Genomic DNA, 20,888 nt, shown 5'->3' with positions numbered 1-20,888 from the left:
GAAAAGTCCATCGAAGTTAGGGCGCTAACGTTGAAATCAGCAGGTTGACGCGCGGGTCAGGCGACAGAATCGCTCATTCCCGAGGCACCCGGCGCAACGAAGTGATTCATCTCCACCCTGTCGGGCCACGGATCGGAGGTCAGATCGGACCGGCCACGGGTTTGGGCACCCCCTCGAGGATCGAAAGCGGTCGGCGCACCCGTTCGCCCAGTCCGGGGCGGCGCGGCGCATGGACCTGCTTCGACACTTCCAGCAAGATCACCCCCGCCGCGAGCAGCCCCGAAACGCGCTGCCCCATCCGCTCCCAGAGCGGGGCGGAGCGCAGCCAGAAGCGCCGATGGCTCGGCGGAATATAAAGCGCCGCCGCATGGCGCTCGGGCACGAACCCCGCCCGCCGCGCCATCTGGTCGAGCTGCGCCATCGTGTAGGGCCGCCCGAACCCGAACGGCGTGGTCTCCCGCGGGGCCCAGAGCCCGGCGCGGTTCGGCACGATGAACAGCGCCTTGCCCCCCGGGCCCAGCACCCGCCAGCATTCGGCCATCAGCGCCTCCGAGTGATCCGAGGTCTCCAGCCCGTGCATCACCACCAGCCGGTCCACCAGCCCGGTCTCCAGCGGCCAGCGCGCCTCCTCGCAGAGCACCGAGACATTCGGCATCCCCGCGGGCCAGGGCATCACGCCCTGCTGCGCCGGCATCAGCCCGATCACGCGCCGCGCGGGCTCCAGATAGGGCCGCAACAGCGGCACCGCGAAACCGAACCCCGCCACCGTCTGCCCGGCCATCTCCGAGGGCGTTGCGGGCCACAGCTCGGTCACCCGGTCGCGGATCGCGCGCTGTGCCGCGCGCCCAAGCTGGGTGCGATAATAAAAATTGCGCAGGTCGAGCACATCAAGATGCATTGCGCGTCACGTCTCCTTGGGCGAAGCTGTGTCAGAATACAAACCGAGACGAAAAACGCCATGGCCGTTGAACTGCTTATCATCCCCTGCCTTGCCGACAATTATGCCTATGTCGTGCATGACGCCGCCACCAACACGACCAGCATCGTGGACGTGCCCGAGGCCGCGCCCGTGCTGAGCGCACTTGGCGAGCGGGGGTGGAAACTGCACAATATCCTCATCACCCACCATCACAACGACCATATCGACGGGGTAAAGGCGCTGGCCGCCGCGACCGGGGCCAAGGTGATTGGCGCGCGCGCCGATGCCCACCGCCTGCCCCCCCTCGACCAGGAGGTCCATGGCGGCGAGACCCTGCTTCTCGGCCTCGAAGAAGTCGAGGTGATCGACGTGCCGGGCCACACGGTCGGCCATATCGCCTATTACTTCCCCGACTCGGGGCTTCTGTTCTCGGGCGACAGCCTGATGAGCTGGGGCTGCGGGCGCCTGTTCGAGGGCAGCCCCGCCCAGATGTTCGACAGTCTCTCGCGGCTCGCACAGCTTCCGGGCGACACGCTGATCTGCTCGGGCCACGAATATACCGAGGCCAACGGCCGCTTCGCACTAAGCCTCGAACCCGAGAACCCCGCGCTTCTCGCCCGCATGGAAGAGGTCCGCGCGCTGCGTGCCCAGGGCCGCCCGACCGTGCCCGCGCCGCTCTCGCTCGAAGCCGCGACCAACCCCTTCCTGCGCGGCACCGACAAGGCGCTCCGCGCGGCCCTCGGCCTGCCACCCGCCGCCACGCCCCTCGACACCTTCACCGAGGCCCGCGCCCGCAAGGACCGTTTCTGAACGCGCCCAGCCAGAGTTATCCGTGCCAATGCCCCTATCCCGCCTCCTGACCCCGACCCTGCGCCGCCAGATCGGGCGCTTCGGTCCGCAGATGGGGCGCAGGCGCTGGATCGACATCCTGCGCGCGGCCTCGGGCGCGGGGATCGGCATCCTGATCACCACGCTGATCGTCGCCACCCTGCCCCATTCCGAGGCCGCCGGCATCTATCTCGTCTCCAGCTTCGCCTCGACCGCGGTGCTCCTGTTCGTGCTGCCCAACTCGCCGCTCGCACAGCCCTGGTCCGCGCTGGTCGGCATGATGGTGTCCGCCCTCGTGCCGATCGCGGTCCTGAGCGTGGTGCCGCCGCCCTGGGCGGATGGGCTTGCCGTGGCGGGGGCGATCATGGCGATGATGGCGCTGCGCGCGCTGCATCCGCCCGCCGCCGGGATCGCGCTGCTTGCCGTGCTCGAATTCGAGGCCGACAATCCCCTCGATTTCAGCTTCGCGCTGATGCCCGTCGCGGCCCTGACCGCCGTTCTGATTGTCTTTGCGATGCTCTGGAACCGGCTCTTCGGCATCCCCTACCCCTCGCGCCCGCTCCTTGCGGGTCAGGCCCCGGGCGCGAGCCTGCCCGGCAACCGCACGCCGCTGACCGAGGACGATCTCGACAAGCTGCTGCTTGAATTCCAAGCCTCCGCCAACCTCGGCGCGGCCGATCTCGCCCGCCTCGTCGCGGCCGCCGAACATCGCGGCGCCGAAGCGCTGATGCAGCACACCACCGTCGGCGACATCATGAGCGCGAACCCGATCTCGGTCCCGCCCGAGGCGCCGCTGAGCGAAATCGTCCGCAAGATGGAGGCGACCGGTGTCAAGAACCTGACCGTGACCGACAGCGAGGGCCGCTTCCTCGGCGTCGTCGATCAGACCCGCGCGATGGCCCGCCTCGCCAGCGACCTCGAAAAACTGCGCCGCCCGTTCCGCCTGCGCGCCGCCCCCCCCGAGGCCGAGGCCCGTGCCCTGATGAACCCCGATGTGCGCCCGGTCAGCCGCGCCACCCCGGTCTGGACCCTCATCGAACGTCTCTCCGCCCATGACGCGCGCATCATCCCGGTGATTGAGGCCGGACGCCTCGTCGGCGTGGCCTCACGGCGCGATCTGGTGCGGCTGTTTCTCGAACACGCCCCCAAACCCGAAAGCGCCCCGCCCTCCGAACCGCCTTCGGAAACCGCTTCCACCCCCCCCACGGCACCAGACCCCTGATCACAATTCGGGCAGTTTGCGTGTCAAGCGCGAAATTCATGCATTGGGGGCTTGAAGCGAAGCGATTTCCACCGAAGTTTAACTATATGCGGTCAGGATCGGGGTCAGTCATCGCAAGACCTCGGTAGTCTAGGAAAGGAGCACCTGATGCCTTCGTTTTCGACCACGCTCGAACAAGCCATTCACGGTGCGCTGGCGCTTGCCAATGCGCGGCGCCATGAACTCGCAACGCTCGAACACCTGCTCTTGGCCCTCATCGACGAGCCGGACGCCAGCCGCGTGATGCGCGCCTGCGCGGTCGATCTCGACGAATTGCGCCAGACGCTGACCGAATTCATCGACGACGACCTCTCGACCCTCATCACCGAGGTCGAGGGATCGGAGGCGGTGCCGACCGCCGCCTTCCAGCGCGTGATCCAGCGCGCGGCGATCCATGTCCAAAGCTCGGGCCGCAATGAGGTGACGGGGGCGAATGTCCTCGTCGCGATCTTCGCCGAGCGCGAATCGAACGCCGCCTTCTTCCTGCAAGAGCAGGACATGACCCGCTACGACGCGGTGAATTTCATCGCCCACGGCGTCGCAAAAGACCCCGAATTCGGAGAGGCGCGCCCGGTGCTCGGCGCCGATGACGACCCCAAGGCCGAGGCAGAGGCCGCAGGCGGCGAGGCCAAGGAATCCGCGCTTTCGAAATATTGCGTGAACCTCAACGAGAAGTCGCACAAAGGCGATATCGACCCGCTGATCGGCCGCGAAGCCGAGGTGGAGCGCTGCATTCAGGTGCTTTGCCGTCGCCGCAAGAACAACCCGCTTCTTGTGGGCGATCCGGGCGTCGGCAAAACCGCCATCGCCGAGGGGCTCGCGCTCAAGATCACCCGGGGCGAGACGCCCGAGATCCTCTCGAAATCGACGATCTACTCGCTCGACATGGGCGCGCTGCTCGCGGGCACCCGTTATCGCGGCGACTTCGAGGAACGCCTCAAGGCCGTGGTCAAAGAGCTTGAGGACCACCCCGATGCCGTCCTATTCATCGACGAAATCCACACCGTGATCGGCGCGGGCGCGACTTCGGGCGGCGCGATGGATGCCTCCAACCTGCTCAAACCCGCGCTCGGCGGCGGCAAGCTGCGCTGCATGGGCTCGACCACCTACAAGGAATTCCGCCAGCACTTCGAAAAGGACCGCGCGCTCAGCCGCCGGTTCCAGAAGATCGACGTGAACGAGCCCTCGGTCGGCGACTCGATCAAGATCCTCATGGGCCTCAAGCCCTATTTCGAAGAGCATCACGACATCCGCTACACCAATGACGCGATCAAGTCGGCGGTGGAGCTGTCGGCGCGTTACATCCACGACCGTAAGCTGCCCGACAAGGCGATCGACGTGATCGACGAGGCGGGCGCGGCGCAGCACCTGCTGCCCGAGAGCAAGCGGCGCAAGACGCTTGGCCCCAAGGAAATCGAGGCCGTGGTCGCGAAAATCGCCCGCATCCCGCCGAAGAACGTCTCCAAGGACGATGCCGAGGTGCTGCGCGATCTGGAGAAAACGCTCAAGCGCGTGGTCTTCGGGCAGGACAAGGCGATCGAAACGCTGTCCTCGGCGATCAAACTCGCCCGTGCGGGCCTGCGCGAGCCGGAAAAACCCATCGGCAACTATCTCTTCGCCGGCCCCACCGGCGTCGGCAAGACCGAGGTGGCAAAGCAACTCGCCGATACGCTCGGCGTGGAACTGCTGCGTTTCGACATGTCGGAATACATGGAGAAACACGCGGTCTCGCGCCTGATCGGCGCGCCTCCGGGCTATGTCGGCTTCGATCAGGGCGGCATGCTCACCGATGGTGTCGATCAGCACCCGCATTGCGTGCTGCTCCTCGACGAGATCGAAAAGGCGCACCCGGACGTGTTCAACATCCTCCTGCAGGTGATGGACCACGGCAAGCTGACCGATCATAACGGGCGCACGGTGGATTTCCGCAACGTGATCCTGATCATGACCTCGAACGCGGGCGCCGCCGAACAGGCCAAGGCCGCCATCGGCTTTGGCCGTGCGCGCCGCGAGGGCGAGGATACCGCCGCGATCGAGCGCACCTTCACGCCCGAATTCCGCAACCGTCTGGATGCGGTGGTCAGCTTCGCGCCGCTCCCGCGCGAGGTGATCCTGCAAATCGTGGACAAGTTCGTCCTGCAACTCGAAGCGCAGCTGATCGACCGCAACGTCCATATCGAGCTGACGCCCGCCGCGTCGAACTGGCTCGCCGAAAAGGGCTACGACGACAAGATGGGCGCGCGCCCCCTTGGTCGCGTGATCCAGGAACACATCAAGAAGCCGCTCGCCGAAGAGTTGCTGTTCGGCAAGCTCACCAAGGGTGGCGTGGCGAAAGTCTCGGTCAAGAACGACGAGATCGTCATCAAGGTCGAAGAGCCGGACAAGCCGCGCCTCTCCGGCTCCAAGAAACCGCGGTTGCTGCCCGCCGGATGATCGGCAAAGCGGCCCTGCCCCTTCTCCTGCTCCCGGCCCTGCCCTGCATGGCCGGGAGTTTGCAATTCTCGCAGCCTCTCGATTGCACGCTGGGCGAGACCTGCTTCATCCAGAACTTCGTGGATCGCGACCCCGGCCCCGGCTGGCGCGACCATCTGTGCGGCGCGCTCAGCTATGACGGCCATCAGGGGACGGATTTCGCTTTGCCAACGGTCGCGGACATGGCGGCGGGCGTGACCGTGCGCGCCGCCGCGCCCGGCCGCGTGCTCCGCACCCGCGATGGAGAGGAGGATGGCGCAATGGCCGCGGGCGCAGATGTTTCAGCGGCGGAATGCGGCAATGCGGTCGTGATCGCCCACGAGGACGGCTGGCAATCGGTCTATTGCCACCTGCGCGAGGGCTCGGTCCGGGTCCAGCCCGGCGCGATTGTCCTGAACGGCGCGCCTTTGGCAGAGGTCGGCATGTCCGGCGCGGCGGCCTTCCCGCATCTCCATTTCGCGCTCTATCACAACGGCCAGCTTGTCGACCCGTTTCAGCCGGACCTGACCGAAAGCTGCACGCTCGCCCCCACCGACACGCTCTTCGAGCCAGAGCTGACCGCTGCCGCCACAGGCCTCATCGCCGCCGGGTTCGCCACCACCCCACCCGACTACGCGACGATCCAAACCGAATTGCCCCGCCTCGACACCACCACGGCAACCGCGCCCGCCCTCATCGCCTGGGGCTATGGTTGGGGCATTCAGGCAGGCGACATCCTGCGGGTCCACATCGACGGTCCGGGCGGTTTCAGCTTCACGCATGACACGCCCTTCGACGCCCCGAAGGTCCGCTTCTATCGCCTCGCAGGCAAGAAAATGCCGCCCGGCGGCTGGCCCCCCGGCCCCTATCGCGCCACTCTCGAAATCCTGCGCGCCGGCACCCCCGTCGCCACCCGCGAAATCCGGATCGAGATCACAGACTAACGCTCAGCGCTCGGTCAGCTTCAGCTCGATCCGCCGGTTCGCCGCCCGCGCCTCGGGGCTGGTGCCCCCCATGACCGGACGGAACTCCGCAAACCCGGTCGCGGCCAAGCGGCGCGGTGCAAAGCCCAGATCGTCGATCATATAGCGCACCACAGACAGCGCCCGCGCCTGGCTCAGCTCCCAATTATCCCGAAACTCACCCTGCCCCGACAGCGCCACGTCATCCGTGTGCCCGTCGACCCGGATGATCCAGTCGATCTCGGGCGGGATCTGCCCGGCCAAGTCCTGCAACATCTGCGTGACCTGCGCGATCTGGCCCTGCCCCGCAGGCGAAAGCGTCGCAGAGCCGGGCGCGAACAGCACCTCCGACGAGAACACGAACCGATCCCCCACCACGCGCACGCCCTCGCGCCCGGCCAGCAATTCCGACAGCCGCCCGAAGAACTCCGAGCGATAGCGCGCCAGATCGCGGGCCTCCTCTTCGGCCTTGATCCGCGCCGCCTCTTCCAGCGCCGCGCGGCGTTTCTGCTCTGCCGCCACCTGCGCCAGCGCCGCGTTCAACTGCGAGCCAAGCGCCTCGACCTGCACCTGCGCCGAGGCGTCGCGCGCCTGCGCATCGTCCAGAAGCGCCTGCAACTCGCCCAACTGCCCGCGCAGTGCCGCAATCTGCTCATTGAGCAGCGCCACTTTGCGCGCGTTCTCGGTCGAAAGCTGTTTCTCCTCGGCCAGCGCCGCCTCAGCCACCGCCTTGAGCGCCGCCTCCTTCTCAGCCGCGCTCAGTTGCACATCCAGCCGCGTCTCCAGATCGGTTTTCGCCGCCTCCGCCGCCGCCAGAAGGGTCAATGTCTCCTCGGCATCGGCCCGCGCCTGCTCCAGCGCCAGCGTCATCGCCGCCAACTCGTCGCCCGAGGCCTGCAACTTGCCGCGCAGCTCCTCGATCGTCGCGCGGTCGAGCCGCAATTCCTCGGCCCGGGCAATCGCCTCATCGCGCGCCGCATCGCGCTCGGTCAAAAGCGCGGCCACCTGCGCCTCAAACGCCGTGATCCGCTGGCCCGCCGCCTCAAGCTCCCCCTCGCGCGCCTCAAGCTGCGAGGTCAGCGTGGCAATCAGGCTCGCCTGCGCGCTGGCCTGCTCGCGCGCCTCGCCCAAAGCCCCCGTCAGATCGCTCACCTCCGCCTCGCGCAGCGACAAGGCCGCGGCCAGCCCCGCCACCTGCTCGGTCAGCGCCGACAGCTCGTTTTCCTTGGTCGAGATCGTCTCGCGCAGCACCGATTGCACGATCATGAAGATCGACAGCACGAACATCAGCACCAGCAAAAGCGCCGTCATCGCATCGACGAAGCCCGGCCAGATCGTTGCCGAGAACCTCTGTCCGTTCCGCCGCGCCAGCGCCATGGATCAGCTCCCCGTGCTTCGCGCCAAAATCGCACGTGTGAGCGCCGCGAAATCGTTGCGCAGCTCCGCCATGCTTTCCTGCCGTCCCGCCGAAATCTCTTCGAGCAGCCGCAAGAGTTGTGTGTCGATCGAGCGCAGCCGCATCCGCAATTCAGCCTGCGTCTGAAGCTCTTCCTCCTGCTGCGCCACCGCCATGGCATTGGCCTCGAGCGCCCCGGTCAGCCGGTCTTGCCCCTCGGCCATCCGCTGCAAACTCAGCGATTGCGCCGCGCGGGCATCGACTTCGGACCCCATCCGCTCAGAGAGCACAGACACCGCCTCGACCAGATGCGCGAGCCGCTGATCGGTCGCCTGGCGCCCCATCTCGGCTTGCGCGAACAGCCCCTGAAGCCCTTGCATCTGCTCGGACATGTGGTCGAGGATTTCGGCCACGACCGACGCCTCGCCATCGCCTTCGGCAGCGGCAAACGAGAGCCGCGTGATCGAGGAAATCCATTCCTCCAGCTCACGGTAAAAGCGGTTCTGCCCATGCGTCGCGAACAGCTCCAGCAACCCCACCACCAAAGAGCCGGCAAGGCCCAGAAGCGACGAGGAAAACGCCGTCCCCATGCCGCCCAGCTGTGCCTCCAGCCCGGTCATCAGGTTGTCGAAAACCGCGATCCCGCTCTCGCCCTCCTGCGGCGCGAGCGAGCGGATCGTCTCGACCACCGCCGGAACGGTCGTCGCCAGCCCGTAGAACGTGCCCAAAAGGCCAAGGAAAATCAAAAGGTTGGTGACGTAGCGCGTGATGTCTCGCGCCTCATCGATCCGCGTTCCCACGGATTCGAGGATCGAACGCGCCGAAGAGGTTGCGATCTGCCGCGAGACCCCACGCGCGCCCAAAAGCGCGGCCAACGGCGCCAGCATCTGCGGCGGCGTGTAATTCGGCCGCCCCGGACGGTCGGCGGCAAAGCTCTCGATCCAGTTCACCGCTTTGACAAGCTGGAACACCTGCCAGAAGCAGGACAACAGCCCCACCACGAACACCCCAAGGATCAGCCCGTTCAGCCAGGGGTTCGCAAGGAAGATCGGAAACACCCGCGCATAGGCGAACCAACCGCCCAGACCCACAAGGGCCAGCACGATCAGCATCAGCGTAATCTGCCGGACGGGTTGCGAAAATTGCGGTTCGAACCGCTCGCTGCGGGGGCGCATGTCTGGCCTCTCTGCCTGCCTCATTGCGGGCAGGATAGGCGCGCCACGCCCCCTTTGCCAAGGGCGAAGGCGATCACGCCGTCAGCATCCGCACCTCTTCGGCCAGCCAGTCGAGATCGGGGTCGTTCAGCCCCATCTCATGCAGATGCCGCGCGGTGTTCCACAGGTAGTCACGGTTCGGCCCGCGCCCGCCCGTCGCCCCCGCGATGATCCGCGCCTGCTCGGCCAAGGGCAGATCGCAATACTGGTGATGCGCCTTGTCGATCACATAGGTCACCGCCTCGACCGCGCGCCCATCCACCAGATCGAGCGCGATCCGCCGCTCCAGATAAGCGTCCGTCACCAGCTCCCGCGCCCGCAACTTGGCGATCACGCGGTCTTCCTCGTCGGGGCGCACGGCAAAGCCCATCCCGTGACACATCGCACCCTCGGCCGCATCGAGCGCCAGCACCAGCCCCGGCGCTTCGGGCGTTCCGCGATGCACCATCGAGCGCATACAGAACGAGCGATGCCAGCCCTTCGCACAGGCCTGCACCGCCTCGGCCGGATCGAACCCCGGGTCCCACAGCAGCGACCCATAGCCGAAAATCCATAACTGTTTCGTCATCGCGCTTTCCCTTTGCGGGTTGACCTTCTACATCTGCGGGCAGGTTTTGGAAAGGGTCCGGCATGAAGCGTCTCATCACTGTCGTCGCGGTTCTGGCCGCCGCTTATGCGGGCTACTGGTATGTCGGCGCGCAGGCGGTCGAGGCGGGTGCGCGTGCGGCCCTCACCGAGGCGCGCGCCAATCGCTGGGGCGATGCGGGCGCGGTCACGCTTGCCGGCTTCCCCTCGCGGTTCGATCTGACCTTCGACGGCCCGCGCCTGCAAAGCCCCGATGGGAGCATCGCATGGGCGGCCCCGGTGGCCCAACTCTTCGCCCTCTCCTACCGCCCGAACGCGATCATCGCATGGCTCCCGCCCGAGCAGGAACTCCAACTCGACGGCCAGAGCTACCAGATTCGCAACGAGGACATGCGCGCCTCCGCCCGCTTTGGCCTCGCCACAGACCTGCCGCTGGCCGAGGCCACCGCCGTGATCGAGGCCCCCGAGATCGCCGCCTCCGGCCTCGGTCCCCTTGGCAAGGCCCGCCAGCTGCGCGCCGCCCTGGCCGAGGCCTCGCCGCTCGAAGACCTGCCCAACGCGCCGACCTATCGGATCGGCCTTGAGGCGCTCGACGTGGACAGCCTGCTGCTCGGCGCACCGATCCCGCGGGTGACGCTCGACGCCATCGCAGCACTCCGCGCGCCCCTCGACCGCGCCTCGCTCGAAGCCGGAGAGATGCCGCGCCCGCAACAGGTGGACCTGCGCGGACTGCATCTCGACTGGGGCGGCAAGCGGCTCGATGTGACCGGCATGGTCACGCTCGACCGCGCGGGCAACCCGGACGGCACGCTGGAACTGCGCACGCAGGACTGGCAGGCATGGCTTTCCGAGGCGATCGCGCGCGGGTTGATCCCCGCCAAGCAGCAAATCCTGATCGGCAGCGTCGCCCAGGGCCTCGCCCAGCAAAGCGCCGATGGCGCGCTCGTGTTGCCGCTCAGCTTCCGGGGCGGCAAGACCTATCTCGGCCCGCTCGCCCTTGGCCCCGCGCCGCGCTTCTGGTGATTAACGGCAATAGGGCCCGCTCCGATAGCGGGCCGTGTCGACATGGATATGGTCTTGGTGGAAGCGGTCGGATTTCGGCCCGAGCACCGTCCCGAACGGCCCGCAGGCCGACCCGTGCACGGCCTTCATCACCTTGGGCGTCCTGGTCCAGTCGCGCAGGACCGTCAGTTCCGACCCGTCGCGCAGGATAATCCCCGACACATCCACCGCGCGCCCCCGCCCATGCTCGGAAATCCGTGCGCCCGATTGCGAGTTGCGCGGGCGGCAGACATAGGAGGCCGCGATCCGCAGCGACTTGACCCCGCCACCGCGCGTGCCGACCGCAGGCTTGATCCCGGTATCGACCCAGGTCTTGAGCGCCCGCGCCGTGGTGCAGTCGATCCGCGCGGGCGTGCTCAGCCGCACCCCGGAGACCGCCGTGACCGACAGCCCATCCTCAAGCCCGCAACCATCCACGCGCCCCTCGATCGGGTCGATCGCCTCGCCCTCCAGCCCCGGAATACCGCAAAGCATCCCGGATGAGGCGTAATCCACCGATTTGCTGCGCCCGCAGGACATTTGCGTGGCCAGCGCCGCCAGCGCCAGAAGCGTGACCGCCCTCATGCGCCCGGCTTCGGTGCAGGCGCGCGCCCGAAATCGGGGGCGTCGGTGTCCTGACCGGCCTCGATGATGCCGCGGCGAATGGCGCGCGTGCGGGTAAAATAGTCATGCAGCATGTCGCCATCGCCCATCCGGATCGCGCGCTGCAACATGAACAACTCCTCGGTGAACCGCCCCAGAATGTCGAGCGTCGCCTCCTTGTTGGTCAGGAAGACATCGCGCCACATCACCGGGTCGGAGGCCGCGATCCGCGTGAAATCCCGAAACCCCGAGGCCGAGAACTTGATCACTTCGGATTGCGAAACGCGGCGCAGGTGGTCCGCCACGCCCACCATCGTGTAGGCGATCAGGTGCGGCGTGTGCGAGGTGACGGCCAGCACCAGATCATGATGCGGCGCGTCCATCTCCTCGACATTCGCGCCCATCGCCTCGACGAAGCTGCGCAGCCGCGCGACCGCGTCGGGCTCGCTCTGCGCCACCGGCGTCAAAAGCCACCAGCGGTTGACGAACAGCGTCGCAAAGCCCGCACGCGGCCCCGAATGCTCGGTCCCGGCCAGCGGGTGACCGGGGATGAAATGCACGCCCTCGGGCAGATGCGGGCCGACCGCGTCGATCACCGCCTGCTTGACCGAGCCGACATCGGTCACCGTCGCACCCGGCTTCAGATGCGGCGCGATCTCGGCGGCGATGGCATCCATCGCCCCCACGGGCACACAGAGGATCACCAGATCCGCGCCGCGCACGGCCTCGGCCGCGGTCTCGAACACCTCCGAACAAAGCCCGATCTCCAGCGCCGTCGCCCGCGTCTCGGCCGAGCGCGCATGGCCCACGACTTCGCGCGCCAATCCCTTCCACTTGACCGCATGCGCGATGGACGAGGCGATCAGCCCCAGCCCGATCAGCGCCACCCGGTCGTAGATCACGCTCATGCCGCGCCCGCCTTGAACAGCCCGATCAAATGCGCGACCCGGCGGCAGGACGGCTCGTCGCCCACGGTGATCCGCAGGCAGTTGGGCAGGTTGTACCCCGCCACGCGCCGCACGATCAGCCCCTCGGATTTGAGATAGGTATCGCAGGCCGCCGCCTCTTCCTCCGAGGCAAACCGCGCAAGGATGAAATTCGCCGTCGAAGTATCCGACGGCACGCCCTTCTCGGCCAGCGCCTCGGCCAGCCAGGCGCGCAGCCGGGTATTGTCGTCGCGGCAGCGCTTGACCCAATCCTGATCGCGCACCGCCGCCTCGCCGACCTCAAGCTGCGGCGTCGACATGTTGAACGGCCCGCGAATACGGTTAAGCACGTCGATGATCTCGCGCGGGCCATAGCCCCAGCCGATCCGCAACCCGCCCAGCCCGTAGATCTTCGAGAAGGTCCGGGTCATGAACACGTTGGGCAGACGCGTCGCCAGTTCGGCGCCGCCATCATAGCCCTCGACATATTCCGCATAGGCCCCGTCGATCACGAGGATCGCCTGCTTCGGCAGCCCCTTCGCCAGCCGCTCCAACTCGGCCAGCCCGATCATCGTGCCGGTGGGGTTGTTCGGATTGGCGATGAAAACCAGCCTGGTCTTCTTGGTGCAGGCCGCAAGGATCGCATCGACATCGGTCGTGCGCTCGCGCTCGGGCACCGACACCGGGGTCGCGCCCGCCGCCATGGTCGAGATGCGATACATCAGGAAGCCGTGCTCGGTGAACACCACCTCGTCGCGCGGGCCCGCATAGGCCTGACAGAGGAAGTGGATGATCTCATCCGAGCCGACCCCGCAGATGATCCGGTCCGGGTCCAGCCCATGCACATCACCGATCGCCTGCCGCAGCCCGGCGTGGTCGGTGTTGGGATAGCGGTGCAGCTTGTGCCCCGCGCGCTGGAACGCCTCCTTGGCCTTGTCGGAACAGCCGAACGGGTTCTCGTTCGAGCTGAGCTTGATGGCATCCGAAACGCCCGCGACATGGGCCTGCCCGCCCTCGTAAAGGGCGATATCCATGATGCCGGGCTGGGGACGGATTTGCGTGGTCATGTCGGTTTCCTCGTACTTCGGCGCTTTCTAGCGGGCGGCGGGACGCAATGCCAGCGCAAGTTGAGTGCGCCCGCACGCCCGCGCCCCAAACCGGCGCGCGCCCGCAACAGGTCGCCCCCGAAGGACCGCGCCGGACAAACGAAAAGGCCGCCCAACCGGACGGCCTTTCCAGAACTCGCAGGTGTCGGCGAAGATCAGTTCTTCGCGTAGAATTCGACGACCAGGTTCGGTTCCATCATGACCGGGTAGGGCACGTCCGACAGCGACGGCGTGCGCACGAACGAAGCGGTCATTTTCGAGTGGTCCACATCGAGGTAGTCCGGAACGTCGCGCTCTGCGGATTGCGAGGCTTCCAGAACCAGAGCCATTTGCTTCGACTTGTCACGAACGGCGATCACGTCGCCTTCTTTGACGCGGTAGGACGGAATGTTGACGCGCTGGCCGTTCACGGTCACGTGGCCGTGGTTCACGAACTGACGTGCAGCGAAGACGGTCGGCACGAATTTCGCGCGGTAAACGATCGCATCGAGGCGGCGCTCGAGCAGACCGATCAGGTTTTCACCGGTATCGCCCTTCACACGCTCGGCTTCGGCGTAGATGCGGCGGAATTGTTTCTCGGTCAGGTCGCCGTAGTAGCCTTTCAGCTTCTGCTTGGCGCGCAGCTGGATACCGAAGTCCGACAGCTTGGCCTTGCGGCGCTGGCCGTGCTGACCCGGGCCGTATTCGCGGCGGTTCACCGGCGACTTGGCGCGGCCCCAGATGTTCTCGCCCATGCGGCGGTCGATTTTGTACTTGGCAGACGTGCGTTTGGTCACGGCTGATCTCCTTCTTTAGGGTTCGAAGGGCGTTGTCCTCCTCCGTCCACCCTTGCGGGCTTCGGGCGACAGGTTTCCCCTCGCGGGGTCCACCAACACCAATGAATACCCCGGCAGCCTGCGCTACCGGGATGGCGGGCTTATACAGCCGCCCCCGCGCGAGTCAACACCCGCTCCCTCATTCTGCCGCAAATATCCCGGGGGTGAATGGCGCCCAGCGCCAGAGGGGGCAGCGCCCCCTTGCGCGTGACCGCGCTCAGGCCGCGAAGTCGTGGCGCAAAATCGCCGCTTCCGAGCGCCGCAGCGCGCGCCGCGCGTAACCGCCATAGCTGAACGGGTCTTCGCCCGCATCCGGCACGATCTCCAGAAGCCCCGCGCGCTGATCCTCCGCGATCATATCGAGCGCCGTCGAGGCCGGATGGAAGCTCTCGGTCTCCATCCCATTCGCCCAAAGCACCTGATGGCGCTCCAGCATCAGATGGATGTAATGCACCTCCGGCAGGCCCTGCTCGATGCGCACCGACTGGTCGTTGACCAGATCGCAGGCCTGCACCAGCACCTCCGCCTCATTGAACAGCGCCCGCGCCTGCGGACCGCGCAGCAGCATGCGGTGCTGCGGCGAGACCAGCAGGTCTCCGGTCGGCCGCCCGATCCCGAAGGCCCCCGCGCGGATACGCACCGGGCGCAGATGCGGCATCGCATAGAGCCGCGCGCCCGTCATCCGGCGCGAGCCGACCCAGAGCAATTCCTGCGCGCCATCGTCGCGCGTGCTGATCCGGTCGCCCGGACGCAGCGCCTCGACCGGGCGCTTGCCGTCCGGCGTGTCGATCAGCGTGCCCGGCGTGAAACAGATCACCCCCGGCTGCTCGATCCGCAGCGGCTCGGGCCGCAGGTCGATCGTGCGCTCGACCACCCACAGCTCGCAATTGGCCGGCGGGATGCGCCCCGCGAACATCAACAGACGCGCTGACGCGTCCTCCAATTCGATCAGCGTGACGATATAGACCTGATAGCCATCGGTGACGGCAAAGCTCTGATCGGGGGCCATGATCTCCGGCTCGACCGCGTTGATCTCACGCCCTGCGACCGCCGCGCCCACCAGACGCCGCACCATACGCGCAGCCTTTTGCCGGATTTCCGCCTCGCCCTCTGCGCCCGACAGGATCAAGAGATCCTGCGGACCGTCGACACGGACAGGCTCTCCCCACCAACGCCAACAGGCGCCGACCGTGACGCCCGCAAGGGGTGCCGCGACAACGCCGTCGAGTTCCGTCTGTGCCCAAGAGATGACAAACGTGCCCTGATAGCCCGTTTTCATTGCCTGTATGTCCCGCCTCATTTTATGGACCTTTTGGCCCTTGATTAAGACGACGCTAACACGGGTGATTCGGCTTGTGAATCCCCTTTATTCACGAAAATGACATTCGACGCCCGGAGGGGGAAAACGTCGCGCGATGCCCGGCCTCGCCTCGCGCGCGGTCAGTCGGGTCTCGCCGCCTGATCGCGTGCAACCGACACCGCCTTGAGGACTGCGAACAACTCCAGCCCCGACCTCAACCCAAGCGCCGAGACCGAGCGCGCCGTGACCCGCGCCAGCAGCGTGCTCTGCGCCCCCGCCATCCCCGCACCAAGCTGCACCAGCGCCCCGTCCGCGCCCACGGGCCGCACATCGCGCACCACCGCCGGGATCACGTTCAGCGCCGAGATCCCCTCGGGCCGCACCAGTGCCAGCATCACATCCTGCGCGCGCACATGGACCCGCAACGCCGCGCCCTCGGGCCGGTCCACGCGCGGCACCCAAAGCACCTGCCCACCGGCCTGAACCTCGCTCAGCCCGTCGGCGTGATGCGCAACCACCCGCGCCTCCAGCATCGCACCGGCCTCGCGCGCACCCAAAGGCGTCAGCCCCGGATCGCCCAAAATCTGCGCCGCCGAGCCCTGCCCGCTCACCCGCCCCGCCTCGATGGCCACGACACTGGTCGCCAACCGCGCCACCTCGCCCGCGGCGTGGCTCACGTAAAGGATCGGGATCGACAGCTCGTCGCGCAGCCGCTCGAAATAGGGCAGGATCTCGGCTTTGCGCGCCTCATCCAGCGCCGCCAGCGGCTCGTCGGCAAGGATCATCTCCGGCCCCGCCAAAAGCGCGCGCCCGATCGCCACCCGTGACGTTTCCCCCCCCGACAGCCGCGCGGGCCGCCGCGCAAGCAACCCCTCCAGCCCCAGCATGCCCACCACCCGGTCGAACTCCGCGCGTCCGGGCGGCACCGGCGCCAGCTTGCGCCCGTAATCGAGGTTCTGCCGCACACTCATATGCGGAAACAGCCGCGCATCCTGAAAGATATAGCCGATCCGGCGCTTCTCGGGCGGCAGCCACAGGCCGCGCTCGGTATCGGCCAGCACCCGCCCGCCGATCTCGATCCGCGCATGATCGGGCCGCAGCAACCCCGCCACCGCATTGACCACCGTGCTCTTGCCGGACCCCGAGCGCCCGAACAGCGCCGTCAGCCCCGCCGGGGCCTCGAACCGCGCCGCAAGCGTGAACCCCTCGAACCGATGCCGCAGATCGACCGAAACCGTCATGCGCCCGCCACCCGCCGCGCCAGCGCCCGCGCGATCCATTCCGACACCAGCAAGGCCCCCATCGCAATCACCACCGACACGATCACCAAGCGCAGCGCGGCGTCTTCCCCCCCCGGCACCTGCAAGAACGCGTAAATCGCCAGCGGCATGGTCTGGGTCTCGCCCGGAATGTTCGACACGAAGGTAATCGTCGCGCCGAACTCGCCCATCGCCTTCGCAAAACCGAGCACCGCACCGGCCAGCATCCCCGGCAAGATCAGCGGCAGCGTGATCGTCGCAAAGCGCCGCATGCGTGACGCGCCCAGCGTCGCCGCCGCCGCCTCAAGGCGCGGATCGACCGCCTCCAGCGAAAGCCGGATCGCCCGCACCATCAGCGGAAATCCCATGATCCCCGCCGCCAGCGCCGCGCCCGTCCAGCGAAAGGCGAACCCCATCCCCAGATCGGCCAGAAACCCGCCCACAGGCGCGCGCGGGCTCAAGACCACGAGCAACAGATACCCGGTCACCACCGGCGGCAGGATCAGCGGCAAATGCACGATCCCGTTGACGATCTGCTTGCCCGGAAAGGCCCAGCGCGCCAGCGCCCAGGCCGTCAACAGCGCCAGCGGCATCGCCACGACCGTCGCCCAGGCCGAGACCCGGATCGACAGCCGCACCGCCTGCCACAGCTCTGGTCCCAGCCAGCCCTCCATCTCACTCACCGATCACATCAAAACCGTGGCGCGTGAACACCGCCCGCGCGGCCTCGCCGCCCAGATAGGCCAGAAACGCATCCGCCGCCGGGGTCTCGCGCCCCGCGATCCGCGCCACCGGATAGGTGATCGGCGGGTGCGTGTCCGCCGCAAATGTATCCAGCACCCGCACCCGAGGCTCCGCCTGCGCATCCGACCGATAGACGATCCCCAAAGGGGCCGCCCCCGTCGCCACCAACGCCAGCGCCGCGCGCACATTCTCGGCCTGCGCCACGCGCGGCGCCAATGCCTCCCACTGGCCCAGCGCCTCCAGCGCCGCCTCGCCGTAGATCCCCGCCGGAACCGCCTCGACCAGCGCCATCGCCAGCCGGTCGTCCCCCAGCACCGCCGCCAGATCGTCGCCCAGACCCACCTCCGGCCCGTCCGGCGCCCCGATCAGCACCAGCGCATTGCCCAGCAAATCCCGCCGCGTGCCCGCCACCAACAGCCCCTCGGCCTCGACCGCATCCATCCAGCCCGGATTGGCCGAAAGGAACAGATCCGCCGGCGCCCCCGCCATGATCTGCCGCGCCATGGCCGAGGACCCGGCAAAGGACAGCCGCACCTGATCCCCGGTCTCCGCACCAAACCCCGCGGCGATCTCCTCGAGCGCGGTCTTGAGGCTCGAAGCCGCAAACACCGTGACCGTTTCGGCCCGCGCCAGACCCGACCCGGCCAGCATCAGACACAGCGCCGCAAGAGCAAGACGAAGACCGGACATGGGGGCGCTCCAAGCAATATGTTTCGCAAAACATATCGCTCAGCCAACCCGCCCGCGCAAGCCTTTTCTGCGCGCCATTGCGCCACGCCCCTTCAGGGTCCACACTCCCCCAGAGCCGCGAAAGGACATGCCGATGACCGAGCCGACCTATCTGCTGACCGCCGCCGAGATCGCCGCGATGGAGGGGCTCAACAAGACCCACTTCCTCAACCCGCGCGCGCGCCGCGTGAACAAGTCGCTCGGTGACCGCACCGGCCTCACCGGGCTCGGCTTTCACATCATCGAAGTGGCGCCGGGCGATCTGAGCACCGAATACCATGTCCATCACCACGAGGACGAATGCGTCTACGTCCTCGCGGGCACCGGCACCGCCCGGATCGGCGAGACCCGCCACGCCATCGGCCCCGGCGATTTCATCGGCTACCGCGCGGGCGGCCTGCCCCACGCCATCGAGAACACCGGCACCGAGATACTCCGCCTCATCGTCGCGGGCCAGCGCCTGCCCCATGACGTGGGCGACTACCCCGACCAGCAAAAACGCATCTACCGCAACACCGGCCTACCGTGGCAACTGGTCGATCACGACGCCATCGAAGAGGTGCAGGCAGGCGCGAAGAAATAGGAAGAAATTGGAGTGAGAGGCTGCTTTGAGCCCTTTTTACCTCATTGCGCATGCGGGGGATTTCGCCGCCGCAGCGTAGGTCCGTAGGAAAGCTCGACCCTCTGCGGAAAGACGCGTCACCTTCCTATGGAATTTGTTGCTCTCTATAGTAGCGATAGAAACGTAGCGAGCCTAAGGAGCATTAGATGATTGATCGGCGCTCAACTCAGATCCATTCTCAGATTCTCCGGGTCGAAAAAATCTTTGAAGAGCTGGCTATCGCTTACAAACGCGACCTCGAGAACAAAAGCATCAGCGATGAAGCTTTAGTGCTTACGCATGAGGTAGTAGAAAAATGTGCCAACATTCTAGATCAGACCATGACCTTGGTCTTTGAGACCAAGATTTTGCCCAAGCTATCAGAGCCGCCGAAAAGAGGGGGTTATTTTCCTGCAGCCAAGAACGAAGACAGTTACCTATCAGGCATGGGGCAATGGAAAGTGAAAGATCTTGGTGCTATCGACGCCGATTTGGACGCCGCGCTAAGATCGCTCCAACCATTTTCCGCAAAAGAGAACGAAATATATGCGCGAATACGGGACCTGGCATCTAAAAAGCACACCGCCTTGGAGCCACAAGTCAGACGCGAACAACCTATCGTTACGACGGTCGGCCACAGTGGAAACTCGGTTGTAAGGTGGAATCCGAACAACGTGACATTTGGTGCCGGAGTTCGGATTTCTGGGGTTCCAGTCAACCCTCATACGCAGATGCCAATCGAAGATCCCCAACTTTCCATTCGCCGCGAAGTATGGGTCAGCTTTCACCTAGCAGGCACCGGAGAAGATGCGTACCGGCTTTGCTATGACGCGGTGAATGCTACTAAGCGAGCTGTAAAATTGCTTCTAGAAAGCAAGTAGATTTGCACGGGTCCACGCCGCCCACAAACTGCGCCTTCCGCCTGCCCCTGCGCAACCGCAGCGACCGTCCGCTCCTCCCCGCTCAACCCCTCACGCATTAAAGAGGAAGTGCAGAACGTCGCCGTCCTTGACCTCGTAGGTCTTGCCCTCGACGCGGAACTTGCCTGCCTCTTTCGCGCCCGCCTCGCCCTTGTAGGCGACGTAATCGTCATAGGCGACGGTCTCGGCGCGGATGAAGCCGCGCTCGAAATCGCCATGGATCACCCCCGCCGCCGCCGGTGCCAGCGTGCCCTTGCGGATCGTCCAGGCGCGCGCCTCTTTCGGGCCCACGGTGAAATAGGTCTGAAGCCCGAGCAGGTCATGGCCCGCGCGGATCAGCCGGTCGAGACCCGCCTCTTCCAGCCCCATCTCGCCCAAAAACATCTCGGCCTCTTCGGCATCGAGCTGCGAAATCTCTTCCTCGATCTTGGCCGAGATCACCACCGTGCCCGCGCCCTGCTCGGCCGCCATCTTGGCCACCGCCTCGGATTTCGAATTGCCCGAGGCCGCGCTCTCTTCCTCGACGTTGCACACATAGAGCACCGGCTTCGCGGTCAGCAGTTGCAGCATGTTCCACGCCTTGCGGTCGTCATCGGCGACCGTCACGGTGCGCGCCGGGCGGCCCGCCTCCAGCGCCTCTTTCGCCGCCAGCATCAGCCGCGCGTCTTCCTTGGCCTGCTTGTCGCCCGAATTGATCTTGCGCTGGATATTGGCCAGCCGCTTTTCGAGCGATTCAAGATCGGCGATCATCAGCTCGGTCTCGATGGTCTCGGCATCCGCGACCGGATCGACCCGGCCCTCGACATGGGTCACGTCGCCATCCTCGAAACACCGCAGCACATGGGCGATGGCGTCCACCTCGCGGATATTGGCAAGGAACTGGTTGCCCAGACCTTCCCCCTTGGACGCGCCCTTCACGAGGCCCGCGATATCGACAAAGGTCATCCGCGTGGGGATGATCTCCTTGGAGCCCGCAATCGCCGCCAGCCGCTCAAGCCGCTCATCCGGCACCGCGACCTCGCCGACATTCGGCTCTATCGTGCAGAAGGGGAAGTTCGCCGCCTGCGCCGCTGCCGTCTTGGTCAGCGCGTTGAACAGGGTCGATTTGCCGACATTCGGCAGACCCACGATGCCCATCTTGAAACCCATATCGCCCTCCTGATTGCGGCTGCCGCTTCATAGGCGCTGCCTTGCACCTGCGCAAGCGGGCGGGGACTCGGGGCCTCGA

20 protein-coding genes are annotated in these 20,888 nt (G+C 66.5%); 7 read left to right on the top strand and 13 right to left on the bottom strand.

Translation table 11 applies throughout. The features are described 5' to 3' along the window. Positions 1 to 139: 139 nt before the first annotated feature. A complete protein-coding gene (locus tag P0X85_RS10790) occupies positions 140 to 898 on the bottom strand; it encodes a class I SAM-dependent methyltransferase (protein ID WP_275812756.1) in 759 nt (252 codons plus the stop codon). 60 nt (positions 899 to 958) lie between these two features. Here P0X85_RS10790 and gloB point away from each other — a divergent pair, with 60 nt between their 5' ends. The 4 genes from gloB (at position 959) to P0X85_RS10770 (ending at position 6,403) form a co-directional block, all read left to right on the top strand. Then, positions 959 to 1,729 (top strand): hydroxyacylglutathione hydrolase, encoded by a 771-nt coding sequence (gloB, locus tag P0X85_RS10785; RefSeq protein ID WP_275812754.1) that lies wholly within the window; start codon positions 959 to 961, stop codon positions 1,727 to 1,729. A gap of 28 nt (positions 1,730 to 1,757) precedes the next feature. Then, a complete protein-coding gene (locus tag P0X85_RS10780) occupies positions 1,758 to 2,969 on the top strand; it encodes an HPP family protein (protein ID WP_275812751.1) in 1,212 nt (403 codons plus the stop codon). Between the two features lie 147 nt (positions 2,970 to 3,116). Continuing rightward, complete coding sequence (gene clpA, locus P0X85_RS10775; protein ID WP_275812747.1) at positions 3,117 to 5,441, top strand: ATP-dependent Clp protease ATP-binding subunit ClpA; 2,325 nt, start codon at positions 3,117 to 3,119, stop codon at positions 5,439 to 5,441. Further along, positions 5,438 to 6,403: a M23 family metallopeptidase gene (locus P0X85_RS10770; RefSeq protein WP_275812744.1), complete on the top strand. Its 966-nt coding sequence runs from the start codon at positions 5,438 to 5,440 to the stop codon at positions 6,401 to 6,403. The genes clpA and P0X85_RS10770 overlap by 4 nt, the downstream gene beginning before the upstream one ends. A gap of 3 nt (positions 6,404 to 6,406) precedes the next feature. Here P0X85_RS10770 and P0X85_RS10765 read toward each other — a convergent pair whose 3' ends face one another. The 3 genes from P0X85_RS10765 to P0X85_RS10755 form a co-directional block, all read right to left on the bottom strand. Further along, a complete protein-coding gene (locus P0X85_RS10765) occupies positions 6,407 to 7,798 on the bottom strand; it encodes a peptidoglycan -binding protein (protein WP_275812740.1) in 1,392 nt (463 codons plus the stop codon). A gap of 3 nt (positions 7,799 to 7,801) precedes the next feature. After that, positions 7,802 to 8,992, bottom strand: a complete 1,191-nt coding sequence (locus P0X85_RS10760; RefSeq protein ID WP_275812737.1) for a biopolymer transporter ExbB — start codon at positions 8,990 to 8,992, stop codon at positions 7,802 to 7,804. A 73-nt stretch (positions 8,993 to 9,065) separates the two neighbouring features. Next, positions 9,066 to 9,599 carry a gamma-glutamylcyclotransferase gene (locus P0X85_RS10755; protein ID WP_275812734.1) on the bottom strand — a complete coding sequence of 178 codons (534 nt, stop codon included), beginning with the start codon at positions 9,597 to 9,599 and terminating at the stop codon, positions 9,066 to 9,068. Positions 9,600 to 9,661: 62 nt separating this feature from the next. Here P0X85_RS10755 and P0X85_RS10750 point away from each other — a divergent pair, with 62 nt between their 5' ends. Beyond that, positions 9,662 to 10,639: a DUF2125 domain-containing protein gene (locus P0X85_RS10750; protein ID WP_275812731.1), complete on the top strand. Its 978-nt coding sequence runs from the start codon at positions 9,662 to 9,664 to the stop codon at positions 10,637 to 10,639. Here the strand turns inward: P0X85_RS10750 and P0X85_RS10745 are convergent, their stop codons facing one another. The 8 genes from P0X85_RS10745 to modA all read right to left on the bottom strand — a co-directional run bounded on the left by P0X85_RS10745 (position 10,640) and on the right by modA (position 18,100). Beyond that, entirely contained in the window at positions 10,640 to 11,242 is a 603-nt protein-coding gene (locus P0X85_RS10745; RefSeq protein ID WP_275812727.1) for an extensin-like domain-containing protein, read from the bottom strand. After that, positions 11,239 to 12,168, bottom strand: a complete 930-nt coding sequence (locus P0X85_RS10740; RefSeq protein ID WP_275812724.1) for a prephenate/arogenate dehydrogenase family protein — start codon at positions 12,166 to 12,168, stop codon at positions 11,239 to 11,241. Before P0X85_RS10740 ends, P0X85_RS10745 begins: the two co-directional genes overlap by 4 nt. Beyond that, positions 12,165 to 13,253, bottom strand: a complete 1,089-nt coding sequence (gene hisC, locus P0X85_RS10735; RefSeq protein ID WP_275812721.1) for a histidinol-phosphate transaminase — start codon at positions 13,251 to 13,253, stop codon at positions 12,165 to 12,167. The genes P0X85_RS10740 and hisC overlap by 4 nt, the downstream gene beginning before the upstream one ends. Before the next feature lie 194 nt (positions 13,254 to 13,447). Then, complete coding sequence (gene rpsD, locus P0X85_RS10730) at positions 13,448 to 14,068, bottom strand: 30S ribosomal protein S4 (RefSeq protein WP_275812719.1); 621 nt, start codon at positions 14,066 to 14,068, stop codon at positions 13,448 to 13,450. Positions 14,069 to 14,324: 256 nt separating this feature from the next. Then, positions 14,325 to 15,386 (bottom strand): Hint domain-containing protein, encoded by a 1,062-nt coding sequence (locus tag P0X85_RS10725; RefSeq protein ID WP_275812715.1) that lies wholly within the window; start codon positions 15,384 to 15,386, stop codon positions 14,325 to 14,327. A gap of 161 nt (positions 15,387 to 15,547) precedes the next feature. Beyond that, positions 15,548 to 16,648 carry a molybdenum ABC transporter ATP-binding protein gene (gene modC / locus P0X85_RS10720; RefSeq protein WP_275812931.1) on the bottom strand — a complete coding sequence of 367 codons (1,101 nt, stop codon included), beginning with the start codon at positions 16,646 to 16,648 and terminating at the stop codon, positions 15,548 to 15,550. Beyond that, positions 16,645 to 17,340: a molybdate ABC transporter permease subunit gene (gene modB, locus P0X85_RS10715; protein ID WP_275812712.1), complete on the bottom strand. Its 696-nt coding sequence runs from the start codon at positions 17,338 to 17,340 to the stop codon at positions 16,645 to 16,647. The genes modC and modB overlap by 4 nt, the downstream gene beginning before the upstream one ends. Before the next feature lies 1 nt (position 17,341). Next, positions 17,342 to 18,100 carry a molybdate ABC transporter substrate-binding protein gene (gene modA / locus P0X85_RS10710; protein WP_275812709.1) on the bottom strand — a complete coding sequence of 253 codons (759 nt, stop codon included), beginning with the start codon at positions 18,098 to 18,100 and terminating at the stop codon, positions 17,342 to 17,344. A 133-nt stretch (positions 18,101 to 18,233) separates the two neighbouring features. Here modA and P0X85_RS10705 point away from each other — a divergent pair, with 133 nt between their 5' ends. Further along, on the top strand, positions 18,234 to 18,722 hold the full coding sequence (locus P0X85_RS10705) for a cupin domain-containing protein (RefSeq protein ID WP_275812705.1): 489 nt from the start codon (positions 18,234 to 18,236) through the stop codon (positions 18,720 to 18,722). Positions 18,723 to 18,907: 185 nt separating this feature from the next. Further along, the gene (locus tag P0X85_RS10700) at positions 18,908 to 19,621 is read left to right on the top strand and encodes a hypothetical protein (protein ID WP_275812702.1); all 714 of its coding nucleotides are present in this window, start codon (positions 18,908 to 18,910) and stop codon (positions 19,619 to 19,621) included. A 90-nt stretch (positions 19,622 to 19,711) separates the two neighbouring features. Here P0X85_RS10700 and ychF read toward each other — a convergent pair whose 3' ends face one another. Next, positions 19,712 to 20,809 (bottom strand): redox-regulated ATPase YchF, encoded by a 1,098-nt coding sequence (gene ychF, locus P0X85_RS10695; protein ID WP_275812698.1) that lies wholly within the window; start codon positions 20,807 to 20,809, stop codon positions 19,712 to 19,714. Positions 20,810 to 20,888 lie beyond the last annotated feature (79 nt).

The organism is Pseudothioclava nitratireducens, assembly GCF_029210495.1.
Lineage (GTDB): Bacteria > Pseudomonadota > Alphaproteobacteria > Rhodobacterales > Rhodobacteraceae > Pseudothioclava > Pseudothioclava nitratireducens.
The sequence above is the reverse complement of the archived record's forward strand: the minus strand, read 5'-3'. Positions and strand labels throughout refer to the sequence as shown.

Excerpts from the sequence above, each read along its gene's own strand:
- P0X85_RS10740 (WP_275812724.1), bottom strand. The coding sequence starts at position 12,168 with ATGAGCGTGATCTACGACCGGGTGGCGCTGATCGGGCTGGGGCTGATC.
- clpA (WP_275812747.1), top strand. The coding sequence starts at position 3,117 with ATGCCTTCGTTTTCGACCACGCTCGAACAAGCCATTCACGGTGCGCTG.
- P0X85_RS10755 (WP_275812734.1), bottom strand. The coding sequence starts at position 9,599 with ATGACGAAACAGTTATGGATTTTCGGCTATGGGTCGCTGCTGTGGGAC.
- modB (WP_275812712.1), bottom strand. The coding sequence starts at position 17,340 with ATGGAGGGCTGGCTGGGACCAGAGCTGTGGCAGGCGGTGCGGCTGTCG.
- modC (WP_275812931.1), bottom strand. The coding sequence starts at position 16,648 with ATGACGGTTTCGGTCGATCTGCGGCATCGGTTCGAGGGGTTCACGCTT.
- P0X85_RS10745 (WP_275812727.1), bottom strand. The coding sequence starts at position 11,242 with ATGAGGGCGGTCACGCTTCTGGCGCTGGCGGCGCTGGCCACGCAAATG.
- P0X85_RS10790 (WP_275812756.1), bottom strand. The coding sequence starts at position 898 with ATGCATCTTGATGTGCTCGACCTGCGCAATTTTTATTATCGCACCCAG.
- P0X85_RS10765 (WP_275812740.1), bottom strand. The coding sequence starts at position 7,798 with ATGGCGCTGGCGCGGCGGAACGGACAGAGGTTCTCGGCAACGATCTGG.
- gloB (WP_275812754.1), top strand. The coding sequence starts at position 959 with ATGGCCGTTGAACTGCTTATCATCCCCTGCCTTGCCGACAATTATGCC.
- hisC (WP_275812721.1), bottom strand. The coding sequence starts at position 13,253 with ATGACCACGCAAATCCGTCCCCAGCCCGGCATCATGGATATCGCCCTT.
- P0X85_RS10705 (WP_275812705.1), top strand. The coding sequence starts at position 18,234 with ATGACCGAGCCGACCTATCTGCTGACCGCCGCCGAGATCGCCGCGATG.
- P0X85_RS10760 (WP_275812737.1), bottom strand. The coding sequence starts at position 8,992 with ATGCGCCCCCGCAGCGAGCGGTTCGAACCGCAATTTTCGCAACCCGTC.
- ychF (WP_275812698.1), bottom strand. The coding sequence starts at position 20,809 with ATGGGTTTCAAGATGGGCATCGTGGGTCTGCCGAATGTCGGCAAATCG.
- P0X85_RS10750 (WP_275812731.1), top strand. The coding sequence starts at position 9,662 with ATGAAGCGTCTCATCACTGTCGTCGCGGTTCTGGCCGCCGCTTATGCG.
- P0X85_RS10780 (WP_275812751.1), top strand. The coding sequence starts at position 1,758 with ATGCCCCTATCCCGCCTCCTGACCCCGACCCTGCGCCGCCAGATCGGG.
- P0X85_RS10725 (WP_275812715.1), bottom strand. The coding sequence starts at position 15,386 with ATGAAAACGGGCTATCAGGGCACGTTTGTCATCTCTTGGGCACAGACG.
- P0X85_RS10770 (WP_275812744.1), top strand. The coding sequence starts at position 5,438 with ATGATCGGCAAAGCGGCCCTGCCCCTTCTCCTGCTCCCGGCCCTGCCC.
- modA (WP_275812709.1), bottom strand. The coding sequence starts at position 18,100 with ATGTCCGGTCTTCGTCTTGCTCTTGCGGCGCTGTGTCTGATGCTGGCC.
- P0X85_RS10700 (WP_275812702.1), top strand. The coding sequence starts at position 18,908 with ATGATTGATCGGCGCTCAACTCAGATCCATTCTCAGATTCTCCGGGTC.